The organism is Mucilaginibacter sp. SG564, assembly GCF_013149275.1.
In the GTDB taxonomy this organism is placed as follows: Bacteria; Bacteroidota; Bacteroidia; order Sphingobacteriales; family Sphingobacteriaceae; genus Mucilaginibacter.
This window is the reverse complement of the sequence record NZ_JABGNA010000008.1, coordinates 367,131-383,352: the sequence shown is the minus strand read 5'-3', so window position 1 is coordinate 383,352 and position 16,222 is coordinate 367,131. Positions and strand designations below refer to the sequence as shown.

Below are 16,222 nucleotides of genomic sequence, written 5' to 3'. Positions count from 1 at the left end.
GTATATCCCGTATAAAAGGTGAATAATTATTCTTTTTATTGCAAAAAGTAGTTATTTCAAAAACTATTGACACATTTTAATTACGGCACATATTTTTTCACAAGTCACTATCCCGTAATAATTTATATTTGTTGACCTCTTTTATAACTATTGACATAAATCGACAAAACAACACATTTGTAATGGCTCCTAATACCCCTAACTCAAGTAACCATGCGGTTTGCAATTCAACAGCCTGCCCATCTGCTATAGAAAAACCCGATCATTTAAATACCGGAACTTTTCATCAAATCAAAGATTTTTTCGGCAAAATACTCAATACCGATGATTGGCCCCCACGCTGGCATTGCGGAAACTGGACTGATTTTCATGGCTGGTTGTACATTTTATCTGATGCGAGTATCTGGGCGGCTTATTTTGCCATACCTTTTCTATTGATCCGTCTTATTGTCAAAAGGAAAGACCTCCCTTTTAATAAGGTGTTCTGGCTGTTTATAGCATTTATACTTTTATGTGGTTTAACGCACCTGATGGATGTTATTATATTCTGGTGGCCAGCCTATCGTTTAAGTGCTTTAGTTCGGTTTATAACTGCTATCGTATCCATTTTTACAGTATATGCCCTTTATAAGATCCTTCCCTTAATGTTTACATTAAGAAGTGTTACAGAACTTGAGGCCGAGATCGAAAAAAGGCGCGTTATAGAAGAAAAACTGGCAGCAAGCGAATTTTTATTATCAGAAGCAGGCAGAATAGGCCGGGTAGGCGGCTGGGAACTGGATGTTATTCTGAATAAAACTACCTGGTCAAAAATGGTATTTGACATTTATGACCTCCCCTATGACTTTGCCATAGATGAAAATGACATGATGAGTTACTTTCCGGAGCCTTATCGGCAAACATTAAAAGACGCTTTAAACAGGGCCTATGCCGAAGGTTTAAAATGGGATGTAGAGCTATTGATGATCAATGCTAAAAAAAACACCATATGGGTACGGTCAATAGGCGAACCCTTGTATGACGAAAAAGGTGCATTAGTAAAACTGAGAGGTGTCTTTATCGATATTGATCAGTATAAATCTACCGAAATGGCACTTCATAAATCAATCGGCTTAATTACCCAAAGCAATCAGCAACTTAAAAACTTCACACATATTTTATCGCATAACATCAGAAACCATGCAAATAATATCTCCTTAGTAACATCCCTGGTTGACACCGAAAGCCTGGATGCTGAAAATGCGGAACTTTTTGAAAAATTAGATAATGTATCCAAAGGATTAAACGCAACGCTTGATGATTTATCTGAAGCTATCAAAATAAAAGAAAACACAATCCAATCAGAAATTATCAATTTTGATGCACTCATCAAAAAAGTATTAGGCGTTATTGCTTTAGAATTAACAACAAGTAATACCGAGGTTGAATTGTATCTTCAAGCTAGTTATGTCAATTTTCCACCGATCTATCTGGAAAGCATTCTTTTAAATCTGATCTCCAATGCCATTAAATACAAAATGGCCAATAAAAATCCGCACATTATATTAAAAACATATAAGAATGAGCAAAATGAAACGGTTTTAGAGTGCCGGGATAACGGCCAGGGAATAGATCTTGATTTATACGGGGGGAAAATATTTGGCCTTTATAAAACCTTTCACCAACAAAAGGATGCTCATGGGGTTGGTTTATTTTTAGTAAAAACTCAAATAGAGTCGCAGGGAGGAAGGATAGAAGTGATGAGTTCTCCCGGTAATGGCACTGTTTTTAAATTAATCTTCAGTGAAAGTTCAATAAACATGAATTAATACAGAGGCTTTAATGTAAAGTTTTCTCCACACGTCATTGCGAGGCACGAAGACAACCGACTGGAGGGAGCTCATTAATACCAATTAAAAATAAACAAAATATTAATAATCCCCGATTAGTAGATCACTCTGTATAGCATAGAGGTTGCTTCGTGCCTCGCAATGACGCGTTTCTTATTTAAACCGTAACAATACCATTACCCACTCACAAAATTCACTTATACGCAATCGGTTAAGCAATCAAATTACCAAGTTCACAAATTATTTCACTTTATTTGCGCCTTTATTATTAAATTTCAAATGCGCTATTTTAAACTGATCGACTTTTTATGCGCCATGGGCTTATTAGCCGGTGCAATACCCGTGGCAGCGCAAACTGCCGATACTCCAAAATATAATCACCAGGATGTATTTGGCCCCATTACCTGGCCCGTTACCAGCGGCGGCACCCGCTCGGCCAGCGGACAACCGGCTGCCAATTACTGGCAAAACCGTGCCGATTACCAGATAAAAGCTACATTAAACGAAGGTCGCGATACCACCATTACCGGCGAAGTAGTCATTACCTATACCAACAACAGTACCGATAAATTGGATTACCTGTGGCTGCAACTGGACCAGAATCTTTTCCGCCCTGACTCACGCGGCGCGGCAACCACCCCTGTTTCTGGCGATCGCTTTGATGTTCGTGGATTTAGCCGCGGCGGTTATCATATCGGTTCGGTAAGCGTAACCTACAAAGGCGAAACTTATACCGTAACCCCTATCATCACCGACGCCCGCATGCAATTGCGTTTAAATACCCCGCTTGACGGCAAAGGCGAAAAGATACAGGTGAAGATCAATTATGATTTTGCCATCCCCTTTTATGGCGCCGACCGCATGGGTCGCAAAAAGTTCAAGCAGGGTTATGTATACGAAATTGCCCAATGGTACCCGCGCATGTGCGTGTATGACGATGTAGAAGGCTGGAACACCCTACCCTACATGGGCCTGGGCGAGTTTTACTGCGAGTATGGCGATTTTGATTACTACATCACCGCTCCTGCCAACATGATCGTAGTAGGTTCAGGCGATCTGCAAAATCCGGAAGAAGTACTTAGTCCCGCCCAGCTCAGCCGATTGGCCAAAGCCAAAACCAGCGATAAAACAGAAATGATCATTAAAGCCAGTGAAGTGGGCAAAGCCGCTACCCGTCCGTTCAAAGGTAGCCTAACCTGGCACTATAAAACGGAAAACACCCGCGATATAGCCTGGGGCGCTTCCAATGCCTTTATATGGGATGCCGCACAGGTTAACTTCCCTTCGGGTCGTAAAGGTATTGCCATGTCGGCCTATCCGGTTGAAAGCGCGGGTAATGATGCCTGGGGGCGATCAACCGAATATCTGAAAAACAGCATGGAGATCTATTCCAAAGCTTATTTTGAATATCCATGGAACTCAGCCGTTAACGTATCCGGTGTAGCTTTGGGCATGGAGTACCCGGGCGCTATATTTTGCCTGAGCAACTTTAAAAAAGGACAACTTTGGGGCGATGTTACGCACGAGATAGGTCATAACTGGTTCCCGATGATCGTGGGTTCCAACGAACGCAAATACATGTGGATGGACGAAGGTTTCAACACTTTTATCAATGAGTACGCGAGCCAGCAGTTTAACAATGGCGAATATGCAGATCCATCAAAACAAGCCCAAAATATACTGGCCTCCTACCGCAACAGCAAAGATCCTTTGATGACCGCTCCGGAAGCCATTGGCTTAAATGATTACGGTCAGTACTATAATAAAACCGCTTTAGGTTTGGATATATTACGCAATGTGGTATTAGGTCCCCAGCGTTTTGATTATGCTTTCCGCGAGTATGTGAAACATTGGGCCTTTAAGCACCCGCTGCCGTATGATCTTTTCCGCGCCATGAATGATGCCAGCGGCGAAGACCTGAACTGGTTCTGGAAACCGTGGTTCTTTACTACCTGGAAGCTTGACCAGGCCGTTACTTCGGTTAAATATGTAAATGACGATGCGGCTAACGGTGCCATGATCACCCTCACCAATAAAGAAAAAATGGCCATGCCTGTTGACCTCAAGATCGTACAGGCAAACGGTAAAACCGAAACGCTTCATCTGCCGGTAAACATCTGGCAGCGTGGCGGTGAGTGGACATTCAAATATCCATCCACATCAGTCATCAAATCTATCGTGATCGACCCGGAACATGAGCTACCCGATGTTGACTTAAGAAATAACAAATACGAAGGAAATTAGTGCGTTTGAGTTTGAAAATATAAAAAAGGGGACGAGTAAAACACTCATCCCCTTTTTTATATCTGTTACCCTCAATTAAAATCCACATGTCCATAATTCGAGCGGATGGTGATGGTTTTATCTGGGTTGCCTTTACCTAACTGGCCGGTATAGTTTTTTTGAGGCTCGGTACCCGGTACTTTGCCCAACAAGCTGGCACGGACCTTGTCGTAAGTAAATGAACCATAATAAGTATTGATATCAAAGTTGGCGTTCTCGCTTTTATTGATACCTAATTTCACATTGGAATATGAGGAGTTGATATCCAGCACTTTCAGGTTTTTATCTAAACCGGCAATCTGCAGTTTACTGCAATATTTAACCTTGATATTTCCCGAAGTACGCAACGTTCCAATTTTTGCCGGACCATAGCTGATATCGGCATTCAGTTTATCGCTTTCTGATAAATTAAGACTGCCATATGCTATTTGCAAACTACCACCCGTTAAGCTGCTGATCGTAGCATCGCCGAAACGTACTTTAATTTCATTCAGTGGGTTCAACAAGTTCTTTGCTTTCAAGCTACCATAAAAACTATGCAGGGTAACCTTTCCCGGCAGGTCGGGCAGTATGGTGTTACCATATTTATTATTGATGCTCAGTGTATTTTTTGTGGGCATGTAAACCACATAATTGATCTCTATTTTTTTGATATGGTTTTCCCCCTCGCCTTTCCATAACTCAGGGCTCAGGTTGCCGTTATTGCCAATTACTGTTTTAAACCAGACCAGTCCTGCCGTTTTGCTGTCGCTTATTTGTATAACATCCAAAAACCTGTCGGCATCGGCGTCAAAATCAGCATAAACTTTTATCTGTACATCTACCTTAAATTCGTTACGGTCCCAGGTATTTACAGATATTTCACCAAAGCTGTTCTCTATTTTTAACTCGTCACTGCCGGCTGCAGAGTAAACCTTACTGTAAGTTTTTATCTTTTCTTTCACCTCGCCATTATCTACCTTATTTTTCAGATTGGTGTCGGAGTATTCCACTTCAAACGGGCTCGGTAAAGGTTTGGTGATCAACGGAACAAAGGCCGTATCGGAACGAACACTGTCGTTATCAGAAGGGGCCTGCGCTTTTGCCGCCTTTATTCCGAATATCAAGGCGATGAGGTATACTAAAATGAGCTTAGGTTTCATGTTGTAGGTCATTTAATTTTAAAGGATAGTGATACTTTTCTGTCCTACATGACAAACAATTTTCAGGCGCGTTGCACAACAAAAAATAATCATGAACGCTGCCGCTATTTTTTATATTTTTCTGCCCGATATGAAAAAACACCTCCCTCTCCTGATACTATCCGTTTTTCTGTTGCTATTTTGTTATTCCGCTTCAGCGCAAGCAGGTAAAACTACCTGGTACATTAACCCCCAAACCGGTAACGACCAAAGTACAGGAAAGGACAGCCGCCGTGCCTGGAAAACATTTGCCCCGCTCAACCGGCTTACTCTTTCAGCGGGTGACCGGGTAAACATCCTTGCTCCTGGTGATTTTCATCAGTCGTTAATACCCAAAGCCAAAGGCACCAGCAAAGCGCACATTACTATCAATTTCGCACCAGGGGTTTATAATTTTTATCCGGATGGCGCTTTAAAAAAACAGTTTCATATCTCCAATACCAATGATGTACCCGACGGCATGAAAGACATCGCCCTATATATAAACAATTGCCGTTTTGTAGATATTAAAGGCCCTGGCGCTAAACTGCTGATGCGGGGCAAAATGATCGAAACCTGTCTTGACCACAGCGAAAACATCAGTATCAATGGCCTTACTTATGATTACTATCGCCCTACCGTATCAGAATTAACGGTTGTAAACACAGGCGATCATTTTGCCGATCTCCGGATTCATCCCGAATCCAAATACAGCATTCGGGATAGCCTGCTTACCTTCCTGGGCGAAGGCTGGCAACACAAACCTTTCTGGCTCTGGCAGGTACTGGATACCCAAACCGGCGACCTGCAGCGCACCGATATCGCAGTTGACAGCATCCGCTATGCCGAAACCGGTACCAATCTGGTGCGGGCCTGGTTTAAAAAGAACCCGGGCTTTAAAACCGGATTGATATACCAAAACCGCGATGTAACCCGCGATTGCTCGGGCATATTTATGCAGCGTAGTAAAAACATCAGTCTTAAAAACATACATATCAATTTTATGCATGGCATGGGCGTGGTGAGTCAGTTTTGTCAAAACATACGCATGGACCACATCAGCGTACGGCCCGATCCAGCCTCCGGTCGTACCTGTGCCGCCTGGGCCGATATCCTGCATTTTTCGGGCTGTCGCGGCAATATCGAGATCAACAATTCTTACCTATCAGGTGCTAATGATGATGCTATCAACATACACGGCACGTATTTACGGGTGATCAACATGCCAAAGCCTCAACAGGTGCTGGTGCGTTTTATGCATAACCAAACCTATGGTTTTGATGCTTTTACGCCAGGAGATAGCATCGCCTTTATCCATGCCGAAACCCTGCGCGAGTACAGCAGTAATGTGATAACACAGGTACAAAAGGTAAATGATAAAGATTTTCTGCTGACGCTTAAAAAGCCTGTACCCGCATCCATCAACCCAACAGACGTAATTGAAAACACCACCTGGACACCGCGGGTATGGATCCACCAGGATACCGTGGCCCGCATCCCTACACGGGGCATCCTGGTTACCTCGCGCCGCAAAACCCTGATCGAAAACACCGTTTTTCTGCATACCCACATGAGTGGTATCTCTATTGCCGACGATGCCGCCAGCTGGTACGAATCGGGTATGGTGAAGGATTTTACCATCCGCCGCAACCAGTTTATCCAATGCGGCGAACCGGCTATTATCATCTGCCCCGAAAATACACGGTCGGACGGCCCAGTGCATCGGAACATTGTTATTACGGATAATCAGTTTGATCTGCAAGGTACAAAGGCATTATCTGCAAAAAGTACTTCTGGAATTAAGTTTAATAACAATACCATCAAGGGCGATAAGGTCATTAGCATTAAAGAGACTATGGAATTGAAGGATTGTGCTGATGTGAAGGTTGCGGGGAATAGGATTGGGCAGTAGGTTTAGGAACAGACGCATATAGACTCACCCCGACATCGCTGCGCTTGTCACCCCTCTCTCCGCTTCGCGCATAGAGGGGGTTTTATTACTTTTTTCTCCACCCTCTTTGCGGCAAAGCCGGAGAGAGGGTGGTCCAGCGAAGCGCAGACCGGGTGAGTAAACTCTGCGGCATCCCATCGCAGTCGCTTGGCTCCTGCCGAGTAACGACTATTTCAGGCCTCTGACCTGCGATTCAAATATCATGTAAGCTTCATATCTACTTGCGCTCGTTTGTAACGAGTGCTTAACATGGGTTTGCGTTTAAAACGCAAGAGCGATGCAATCGCTTAACCACAATAAGCACTCGTTGCAAACGAGCGCAAGGTTGTTGGATACAAAGCCTAATTTCATGGCGAAAAAGATTTCTCCTCGTACCTCGTTCGAAATGACAACTTCTTATTTCAGCCCGTGGTCGGTGTTATCACCGCAGCACTTCTAAGCCCCTCTACCCTCTCCTTGAAAATTTTAAAACCATTTTAGAAAAAGTTTGCTTATATATGCCCCCGATATTGTTAAAATCAATTTTACATTATGATCATTGAACCCAGAATTCGTGGCTTTATTTGTTTAACTACACATCCAAAAGGCTGCGAGCAAAACGTAATTAACCAGATCAATTACGTTAAATCAAAAAACAACCCCGCAGGCACCAAAAAAGCGCTCATTATTGGCGCGTCAACCGGTTTCGGCCTGTCTTCCAGAATCACCAGCGCGTTTGGGTCTGGTGCGGCCACCGTGGGCGTTTATTTTGAAAAACCACCGGCACCGGGCAAACCGGCATCTGCGGGCTGGTATAATACCGCCGCTTTTGAAAAACAAGCCCATATTGCCGGCTTATACGCCAAAAGCATCAACGGCGACGCTTTTTCTGACGAGATCAAACAAAAAACTATCGACCTGATTAAAGCCGACCTGGGACAGGTTGACCTGGTTATCTACAGCCTGGCCTCACCCCGTCGTACCAATCCAAAAACAGGTATAACCCATACTTCTGTATTAAAACCTATCGGCGAATCTTTTACCAATAAAACTGTCGATTTTCATACCGGTGTAGTATCCGAAATTTCTATCAACTCTGCTACCGACGAAGAGATAGCCAATACCGTGGCCGTAATGGGTGGCGAAGACTGGCAGTTCTGGATCAACGACCTGAAAGCTGCCGGTGTACTGGCCGATGGCGCTATCACTGTTGCTTACTCTTACATTGGCCCGGCAGTTACCGAAAAGGTTTACCGTAAAGGAACTATCGGCAGGGCCAAAGATCACCTGGAGGCTACTGCTAAGCAGATCAGCGAACAATTGAAGGATATTAACGGTAAAGCCCTGGTATCGGTAAACAAGGCGCTGGTAACCCAGGCAAGTTCGGCCATACCGGTTATTCCGCTGTATATTTCGCTGTTGTACAAGATCATGAAAGCCGAAGGCACCCAGGAAGGTTGTATTGAACAGATCCAACGTTTGTTTGAGCAACGCCTGTACACCGGTGGTGCCATACCTACCGATGCCGAAGGCCGTATCCGTGTAGACGACTGGGAAATGAACCCCGAAGTACAAGCGCAGATAGCCAAACTATGGCTGGAAGCTACCACCGAAACCCTACCACAAATAGGCGACCTGGCAGGCTACAGAACCGATTTCCTGAACCTGTTTGGTTTTGATGTTCCCGGTGTAAACTACCAGGAAGATGTTGACGAAATGGTAGAGATACCGGGATTGGTAGGGTAAAAACTCATAAAAATCTCCCACGCGTCATTGCGAGGTACGAAGCAATCTCTACATAAGCAGGTCAGCCATAAAAGCTCGCTCTGTATAGCTTAGAGATTGCTTCGTACCTCGCAATGACGCTTTTTTTTGAAGCCATCCTTCAGGACAAATTCAAGGGATTCCCCATCAGCGTCCGTGTCATTTCCTGATGATTATTCAAAAAATATTGGGTGAGCCTGAAATGTTCGGTTTCTTCATAGCTTACTTTGTGTATGCCTTCTTCATCCAACTGATAAATAAGCGCATTAGGATAAGCCAGCAAAATAGGCGAATGCGTGGCTATAATAAACTGCGAATTGGCCTGTACCAGCTCATGAATAGCCGAAAGGGCCGCCAATTGCCTTGCTGGCGATAAAGCCGCCTCGGGCTCATCAAAAATATAAAGCCCGTTGCCCGAAAGCCGGTGGGTTAACGTAGCCATAAACGATTCTCCGTGTGAGCATTCGTGCAACGATTTAACACCATAGTTACCCTTCACATAATTCTTATCCTCCTCTTTATCCAATTCTTCCAGGTAAGTGGCTACATTATAGAAACTCTCGGCGCGCAAAAAGAAATAATCAGAAGGCTTGCGATAGCTTTTACTGCTATTCAAATATTCAAACAAAGGTGAAGCGTTTTGATGTGTTTTGGTTTGCACGCTTTTACTGCCGCCTTCAATACCAAAACCCATGTGCAGGGCAATGGCTTCTATCAATGTTGATTTACCCGAGCCATTTTCGCCAACAATAAAAGTAACATCCCGGTGAAACTTCATTACCGGCAAATTCTTCACCGCAGGTACATGAAAAGGGTACGCCTCGAACGACGGTACCGCCTCGCGCTTAAGGGATATTTGCTGCAGATAGGGCTTTGCTTCCATGGGTTGGTAAATTTAAGGAAGAAAAGAAATAATATCGAATAATGAATTTTGAAACATCGATTTTCCACTCACTTCATTATTCAATATTCGACATCCGTGTTCGATATTAACACTCATTTTTCTCGCTTTTACTATTGTTGATATTTTTATCCGGTTCAGGGCTAATCTTACTTTCCCCTTTCGGCTCAAAACCTTAATTTCGCTGATTCAAGAAAAGAGGACAAGATTTTGGATTATCTACAGGGTTTAAACCCCGAACAAAGAGCTGCGGTTGAGCAAACCGAAGGGCCGGTAATGATTATTGCCGGTGCCGGATCTGGCAAAACAAGGGTTATTACATACAGGGTGGCACACCTGGTACGCAAGGGTGTCGACTCCTTTAACATACTGGTACTTACATTTACCAACAAGGCTGCCCGCGAAATGCGCGAGCGTATTACCCATGTGGTAGGTACCGAAGCCAAAAACATATGGATGGGCACTTTCCACTCAGTTTTTGCCAAGATACTGCGCGTGGAGGCCGACAAAATTGGCTACCCGAGCAACTTTACCATCTACGATACCGACGACAGCAAAAGCGTGCTGCGGGCTATTTTAAAGGAGATGAACCTGGATGATAAGCTGTATAATGTAAACTTTGTACTTAACCGTATATCAGCATCCAAAAACAACCTGATCTCGTGGCAGGAGTACCAGAAAAACGAACAGATACAAGCTGATGATTTTTCGAGCGGACGCGGGCAATTGGGGCTTATCTACCAAACTTACGCCACGCGTTGCTTCAGGGCAGGCGCTATGGATTTTGACGATTTGCTGTACAAAACCAATGAGCTGCTTAAACTGCACCCTGATACGTTAAACAAGTATCAGCATAAGTTCAAATACCTCATGGTGGATGAGTATCAGGATACTAACTTTTCTCAGTACCTGATCGTTAAAAAACTGGCTGCGGTAAATGAAAACCTGTGTGTGGTGGGCGACGACGCGCAAAGTATCTACGCCTTCCGCGGGGCCAATATCCAGAACATCCTCAACTTTGAAAAGGATTACCCGGACCTGAAAGTGTTTAAGCTGGAGCAAAACTACCGCTCAACCCAAAATATTGTGAATGTTGCCAACAGCATCATTAGCAATAATAAGGATCAGCTTAAAAAGAACGTTTTCTCTGAAAAAGAAAGCGGTGATAAAATAAAGGTAATGCGTGCCTTCAGCGATAACGAGGAAGGTAAAATGGTAGCCGAAACCATTATGCAGGATCGCAGCCTGAAGGGGCGTAAATGGCATGATTTTGCGATTCTGTACCGCACCAACGCGCAGTCACGCTCCATGGAGGAGGCCTTACGCAAATTGAGTATTCCCTATAAAATATATGGTGGCTTGTCTTTTTATCAGCGTAAGGAGATTAAAGACCTTATAGCTTATTTCCGGCTTACCTTTAATCCTAACGATGAAGAGGCGCTGAAACGGGTGATCAATTACCCTAAACGGGGTATTGGTGATACTTCGGTTGATAAGATCATTGTAAGTGCCGATCAGCATGGTATTACCCCTTGGGAAGTGATAGCGGAGCCAGGCAAATACCTGGAAGGAAAGATTTCGGGAGCGGTGGCTACATTCGCTACCATGATACAGAGTTTCCAGGTGTTGGCGAAGTCAAAATCGGCTTATGAATCGGCACTTTATATCGCGCAGCACTCCGGCTTACTGAAAGACTTGTATGAAGACAAATCGGTAGAAGGCCTTAACCGTTATGAGAACATCCAGGAGTTACTGAACGGTATCAAGGAATTCTCTGAACGGGAAGATATCGAAGAAAAAGGCCTCGATGTTTTTATGCAGGATGTAGCCCTGCTCACTAATGACGATAAAGACAAGGATAAAGACGCTGATACGGTATCATTAATGACCATCCACTCCAGCAAAGGTCTTGAGTTTCCGCAGGTATATGTGGTGGGATTGGAGGAGAACCTGTTCCCTTCACAAATGTCGCTCAACTCGCGCAGCGATCTGGAAGAGGAACGCCGCCTGTTTTATGTAGCCGTTACACGTGCTGAAACCAAACTGACCATCAGTTATGCTACCTCAAGGTTCAAATTTGGTACACTTATCAGTTGCGAGCCAAGCCGCTTCCTGGATGAGATAGATGCCAAATACCTGGAGCTCGACTACAGTGCGAAGCCCGCAAGCAGCGGTAGCAGCGCCTTTTTTGACGATGACCGCAAAGCCTGGAGCAGCGGCAAACAAGCCGACGCGTTCTCTAAGCCCAAACCAGCAACATCTGCCCCGGTTAAAACAACATCAATACTGGCCAAAGCACACGTGCCATCGCCAGATTTTAAACCGTCTGATACTTCAAACCTGCAGGTTGGCATGGAAGTGGAACATGAACGTTTTGGTTTTGGAAAGGTATTGAGTCTGGAAGGCAATAAGCCCGACATTAAAGCTACTATATTTTTTAAGGAAATAGGCCAGAAACAATTGCTGCTCAAGTTTGCCAAATTGCATATCATAAATAATATCAACTGAGGGTTAAGCATTTTTTTTGTGTAAATAATTCCCCACTTTTTTAAGCATCCCGTTTAACAATAAGTTATTCCGGATAGTTTTAAGGGAAATTAATGATGGCATACCGTTTGGATATGTTTACTCAGTTAATTATGAGGAAACATTGATATGAACGACAGCACCAAAAAGAAAACAAACAAATCCGTTGGAAAAAACATCAGAACCTTACGCCACCAACGCGGGTGGAGCCAGGAAGATATAGCAAACCGTTTAGGTATTTCTATCCCGGCTTTTTCCAAGATCGAAACCGGTGTAACTGATATCAATCTTTCGCGTCTGGAACAGATCGCTAATATATTTGAAATAACGGTTGCACAAATATTAAGTGTTGAAGAAGGTGAAGTTGACCTTGCTCCATCAAACCTGAGCATAGCCCAGAAAAAACTGGTAGACCGGGAATCGGAGATCGCAAGCCTGCAACGCAAAGTAATTTTACTTTACGAAGAATTACGAAACAAAAGTATTTTAGTCCTATAATTTAATAATGTGTTCTGTAAACCTTACAGTTACATCTTTTGCACAACACATTCTGATATAAATTACCATTAAATTGGTTAAATACTGGTTAACAATATTTAATCTTAGTAAATTTTTCAAGAAAAAGGAATATAAATGAACATAATTTCATTTAATATGCCTTATAATTTAAAATTGGAGTAAAAATTGTGACATAAACATTTTTTATCGTAAAAAGTGTTTATGTCAAATTATCTGATATCTATTTCAAAAAACCAGGCTTTGAAAGATGGGACCATCCACGACCCCAAAAGCAAACTTAAAGTTAAGGTATTCGATCTTTTACAATCAAGATTTAAACCGAGGCAGGGCGAAGTGAGATTTTTTGTTACCGCAGGAGATGAAACACTTGCCTTTGAAACTGAGGGTTATAATAAACACCGGCAATTGCTTATACTGCAAATGATATCCAGGTATTGTATTTATCTTGGGCTTATTGAGGCACAGATACATTCTTCATGGCCAGCTGCATTTAACCTGGGTTAAGCATCATAAAAAAAATACTGTTTCAGGAATTACTATTATGAGAAGGGCCATGCAGCATGTCGCTCATTTCAATTATTTTTTCGTCAATTTCCGAAACGCATTTATCCATCATGGTAATACACTCTTCCTGGTTAACCAATCCCTCCCGCTCCAGGTTTATCAGACCGCGCAGCGTAGCGATTGGCCCCCTGATCTGGTGAGATAGATAAGAAGAGTGTTCAGAAAGCTTCTTGTTCTTAATCTGCAGATCTTTTGTTCTTTCATCGATGATTTCCTCCAGATGATGATTTATCCTGTCGAGGTTATCTTTTTGTCTTAAAACTTCTTCGTTAAGCATGGTAAGTTGCGCGTTGGTCTTTGCCTTCCGTTTCACATTACCTACCAATAATCCAATAACAACCAATAATAAACCGGCCACTGTGCTCACCGCCCAAAAACGCGAACGTTCAAAAGCCTGCTTGTCGGCTACACGTTCATTTTCTTTTACCTGCTCTTCTTGTTTGCGCTTAGCCTCCATGAGCCTTATTTGCACCGAGGTATTTTGTTTAAAGGTTACACTATCTTCTTTGTATATCTCCCGCAAATAAAAAATAGCACGTTCATAGTTTTTCCGGCTATATTCCAATTCGTACGAGGTATGCTTGTAATCATAATTAAGTTTAGGATCTTTAACGAGTGTAGCATAAGCCAAACCCTCCCTTACAACCTGTTCGGCTTCCGTATATTTTTTTTGAGCCATATACAATGAAGCAAGTGTAAGGTTAATGCTGGCAACGGTTTCATTCAAATCCTGTTGTTTGGCCGAGTCCCGGGCTTCCAGCAGAAGTTTCAATGCTATATCATACTGATTAAGTTTGTAATAAACAAAACCTTTGTTAAGCACACATTGAGCAACATTTACATTATCTTTTAGTTCTTCAAAAACAACCATACTTTGATCATAGTATTTTAATGCTTGCTGAAAACTATTTTTACGTGTATAAACATTACCTAAATTTAAGCCTAAAGCCGCTATCAGGTGCTGATCCTTTATTTTAGTGGCTATCGCGAGCGATTTATTCAGGTAATCCAGGCAGCGGTTATAGTCCTGATCACGGAATAAATTACCCATATTATTATATATCTTTGCCTCACCTGCCAAATTATTAGCTTTAATGAAATAGGCAACCCCATTAAGGTAACTATCAAAGGCCTTTTCAGATTGGTTAAGATAGGATCTCCCGATGCCGACAATCCGGTATGCCTCGCCAATGCCATTATAATAATTCAGCTTTTTGGCCATTGCTAAAGCCTGCGTTGCATCAATAATTGTTTGTTCAGGACTTGTTAAACGATTGGCAAAAGCCTGTTTATTTAATTTTATTACCGCGTTGGTATCTGTTGCAGTCGCTTCATTAAAATCATTTGCGTGTACAGCAAATGATACAAAAAATACCAATAGGAGAATATAGGTTTTTCTCATTAAAGCACTCTTACGTTCAATTTAGCGTGAAAGTTATGAAATAAGCGTTAATATATCTAATAACGGCTCAAAAAAACCGTGTGGAAAAATATTTTTATTTTTTTTGTTCAAAAACCAAAAACATATTTATATTTGCATTGTTAATTAATTGATATACAATTAGTTGAATGAATATTATTTGCTTTTTTATTATAATTATTAAACAAAAAAATACCATTAAGCTATAATTTAATAGCATAAAAATATTTAGACATCATATGTATAATTATCTTATTGTCTGTTCATTTAAAAATGAATAAAAAAATTTAAAAAATTATTTTATATAAAAAGTTATAATCATTAAAACTACCATTTTTTTTCAAGAAACAAGATGAATTCGATCAAATTAAGAGCTCCCTTATTTTTCAAAGACTTTATAATGGAGCACAAAAATTTGCAAGCTTTTAGTATTTAAACAGGAGTTAAAATACTATTAAATAATAATTAATCAAACAGAGTAACAATATAAATATTAACCGCCATGAAAAAAACCATCCTATTAGCACTATTCATTACAAGTGCAGGAGTTTTGTCTTCATCAACAAAAAAAGCTGAAGAGCCTCAGACAGTAAGCTTCACTAAAACTATTACCCCTTTTAAAAGGGATTTAGGAACCGCAGACTAATCTGACAATTTAAAATTTTGAGGTATTGTGTACACCTCAACAATAATCAAACAGCACATTAACAATAATATATCATGAAAAAACTGATCATCATAGCCTTTGCCATCGTTTTTACCGGCATCTTTTCATCTTGCAAAAAAGAACATCAACATACCGATTTTACCGAGGTACAATCATTTGCAAGCAAATTTAAAAGAGATCTGGGCAATGCTGATTGAGATCTGCCAATTTCTGATATATAATAAAATAACTATTAATACTAGTGGGCACTTAAACGTACGCTCAGTATTAAATTAATAAGCAATTCATAAATAAAAAATATTTACTTCTCCCCCCTCAAAATTTAAAAAATCATGAAAAAATCAATGACCGCAGCTGCTTTAGCGCTAAGCCTTTTTTTAACTTCAGTAGCTCACATTTCAAATGCCTCTACACCGGATGGCGATAAAAAAACGAACACTGCTACAGGTACTAAGAAAGATTTGGGTCAGGCTGATTTTGCTGCCGGTACCAAGAAAGATTTAGGTCAGGCTGATTTCGCTGCCGGTACCAAGAAAGATTTAGGTCAGGCTGATTTCGCTGCTGGTACTAAGAAAGATTTGGGTCAGGCTGATTTTGCTGCCGGTACCAAGAAAGATTTAGGTCAGGCTGATTTCGCTGCCGGTACCAAGAAAGATTTA

The 16,222-nt window shown here is 41.9% G+C and carries 13 protein-coding genes; 10 read left to right on the top strand and 3 right to left on the bottom strand.

All coding sequences use genetic code 11. The annotated features are described in order from the left end of the window. Positions 1-182 precede the first annotated feature (182 nt). Entirely contained in the window at positions 183-1,808 is a 1,626-nt protein-coding gene (locus FHW89_RS20265) for an ATP-binding protein (RefSeq protein WP_172336859.1), read from the top strand. Between the two features lie 300 nt (positions 1,809-2,108). Then, positions 2,109-4,073, top strand: a complete 1,965-nt coding sequence (locus FHW89_RS20260; RefSeq protein ID WP_216650636.1) for a M1 family metallopeptidase — start codon at positions 2,109-2,111, stop codon at positions 4,071-4,073. Between the two features lie 71 nt (positions 4,074-4,144). Here FHW89_RS20260 and FHW89_RS20255 read toward each other — a convergent pair whose 3' ends face one another. Then, entirely contained in the window at positions 4,145-5,254 is a 1,110-nt protein-coding gene (locus FHW89_RS20255) for a DUF4097 family beta strand repeat-containing protein (protein WP_172336858.1), read from the bottom strand. A gap of 130 nt (positions 5,255-5,384) precedes the next feature. Between FHW89_RS20255 and FHW89_RS20250 the strand changes: the two genes are divergently transcribed. Together FHW89_RS20250 and fabV are read left to right on the top strand one after the other, a co-directional pair. Next, the gene (locus tag FHW89_RS20250; RefSeq protein WP_172336857.1) at positions 5,385-7,184 is read left to right on the top strand and encodes a right-handed parallel beta-helix repeat-containing protein; all 1,800 of its coding nucleotides are present in this window, start codon (positions 5,385-5,387) and stop codon (positions 7,182-7,184) included. Positions 7,185-7,754: 570 nt separating this feature from the next. Next, the gene (gene fabV, locus FHW89_RS20245) at positions 7,755-8,948 is read left to right on the top strand and encodes an enoyl-ACP reductase FabV (protein WP_172336856.1); all 1,194 of its coding nucleotides are present in this window, start codon (positions 7,755-7,757) and stop codon (positions 8,946-8,948) included. 139 nt (positions 8,949-9,087) lie between these two features. Here the strand turns inward: fabV and FHW89_RS20240 are convergent, their stop codons facing one another. Further along, positions 9,088-9,849, bottom strand: a complete 762-nt coding sequence (locus FHW89_RS20240) for an AAA family ATPase (protein ID WP_172336855.1) — start codon at positions 9,847-9,849, stop codon at positions 9,088-9,090. A 228-nt stretch (positions 9,850-10,077) separates the two neighbouring features. On the opposite strand from FHW89_RS20240, the gene FHW89_RS20235 reads away from it, so the two are divergent. The 3 genes from FHW89_RS20235 (at position 10,078) to FHW89_RS20225 (ending at position 13,416) form a co-directional block, all read left to right on the top strand. Further along, a complete protein-coding gene (locus tag FHW89_RS20235; RefSeq protein WP_172336854.1) occupies positions 10,078-12,375 on the top strand; it encodes an ATP-dependent helicase in 2,298 nt (765 codons plus the stop codon). Positions 12,376-12,522: 147 nt separating this feature from the next. Further along, the gene (locus FHW89_RS20230) at positions 12,523-12,891 is read left to right on the top strand and encodes a helix-turn-helix domain-containing protein (RefSeq protein ID WP_172336853.1); all 369 of its coding nucleotides are present in this window, start codon (positions 12,523-12,525) and stop codon (positions 12,889-12,891) included. A 222-nt stretch (positions 12,892-13,113) separates the two neighbouring features. Next, positions 13,114-13,416: a hypothetical protein gene (locus FHW89_RS20225; RefSeq protein WP_172336852.1), complete on the top strand. Its 303-nt coding sequence runs from the start codon at positions 13,114-13,116 to the stop codon at positions 13,414-13,416. A 22-nt stretch (positions 13,417-13,438) separates the two neighbouring features. On the opposite strand, the gene FHW89_RS20220 is transcribed toward FHW89_RS20225, so the two are convergent. Further along, positions 13,439-14,878, bottom strand: a complete 1,440-nt coding sequence (locus FHW89_RS20220; RefSeq protein ID WP_172336851.1) for a tetratricopeptide repeat protein — start codon at positions 14,876-14,878, stop codon at positions 13,439-13,441. A gap of 520 nt (positions 14,879-15,398) precedes the next feature. Between FHW89_RS20220 and FHW89_RS20215 the strand changes: the two genes are divergently transcribed. The 3 genes from FHW89_RS20215 to FHW89_RS20205 all read left to right on the top strand — a co-directional run. Further along, the gene (locus FHW89_RS20215) at positions 15,399-15,542 is read left to right on the top strand and encodes a hypothetical protein (protein ID WP_172336850.1); all 144 of its coding nucleotides are present in this window, start codon (positions 15,399-15,401) and stop codon (positions 15,540-15,542) included. Positions 15,543-15,616: 74 nt separating this feature from the next. Further along, on the top strand, positions 15,617-15,760 hold the full coding sequence (locus FHW89_RS20210) for a hypothetical protein (protein ID WP_172336849.1): 144 nt from the start codon (positions 15,617-15,619) through the stop codon (positions 15,758-15,760). A 135-nt stretch (positions 15,761-15,895) separates the two neighbouring features. Then, positions 15,896-16,222, top strand: a 327-nt coding sequence (locus FHW89_RS20205) for a hypothetical protein (RefSeq protein ID WP_172336848.1), incomplete at its 3' end; no start/stop codon positions are given.

What these genes read in the sequence shown, in the direction of transcription:
- FHW89_RS20265 (WP_172336859.1), top strand. Translation starts at nt 183, where the DNA reads ATGGCTCCTAATACCCCTAACTCAAGTAACCATGCGGTTTGCAATTCA.
- FHW89_RS20260 (WP_216650636.1), top strand. Translation starts at nt 2,109, where the DNA reads ATGCGCTATTTTAAACTGATCGACTTTTTATGCGCCATGGGCTTATTA.
- FHW89_RS20255 (WP_172336858.1), bottom strand. Translation starts at nt 5,254, where the DNA reads ATGAAACCTAAGCTCATTTTAGTATACCTCATCGCCTTGATATTCGGA.
- FHW89_RS20250 (WP_172336857.1), top strand. Translation starts at nt 5,385, where the DNA reads ATGAAAAAACACCTCCCTCTCCTGATACTATCCGTTTTTCTGTTGCTA.
- fabV (WP_172336856.1), top strand. Translation starts at nt 7,755, where the DNA reads ATGATCATTGAACCCAGAATTCGTGGCTTTATTTGTTTAACTACACAT.
- FHW89_RS20240 (WP_172336855.1), bottom strand. Translation starts at nt 9,849, where the DNA reads ATGGAAGCAAAGCCCTATCTGCAGCAAATATCCCTTAAGCGCGAGGCG.
- FHW89_RS20230 (WP_172336853.1), top strand. Translation starts at nt 12,523, where the DNA reads ATGAACGACAGCACCAAAAAGAAAACAAACAAATCCGTTGGAAAAAAC.
- FHW89_RS20225 (WP_172336852.1), top strand. Translation starts at nt 13,114, where the DNA reads ATGTCAAATTATCTGATATCTATTTCAAAAAACCAGGCTTTGAAAGAT.
- FHW89_RS20220 (WP_172336851.1), bottom strand. Translation starts at nt 14,878, where the DNA reads ATGAGAAAAACCTATATTCTCCTATTGGTATTTTTTGTATCATTTGCT.
- FHW89_RS20215 (WP_172336850.1), top strand. Translation starts at nt 15,399, where the DNA reads ATGAAAAAAACCATCCTATTAGCACTATTCATTACAAGTGCAGGAGTT.
- FHW89_RS20210 (WP_172336849.1), top strand. Translation starts at nt 15,617, where the DNA reads ATGAAAAAACTGATCATCATAGCCTTTGCCATCGTTTTTACCGGCATC.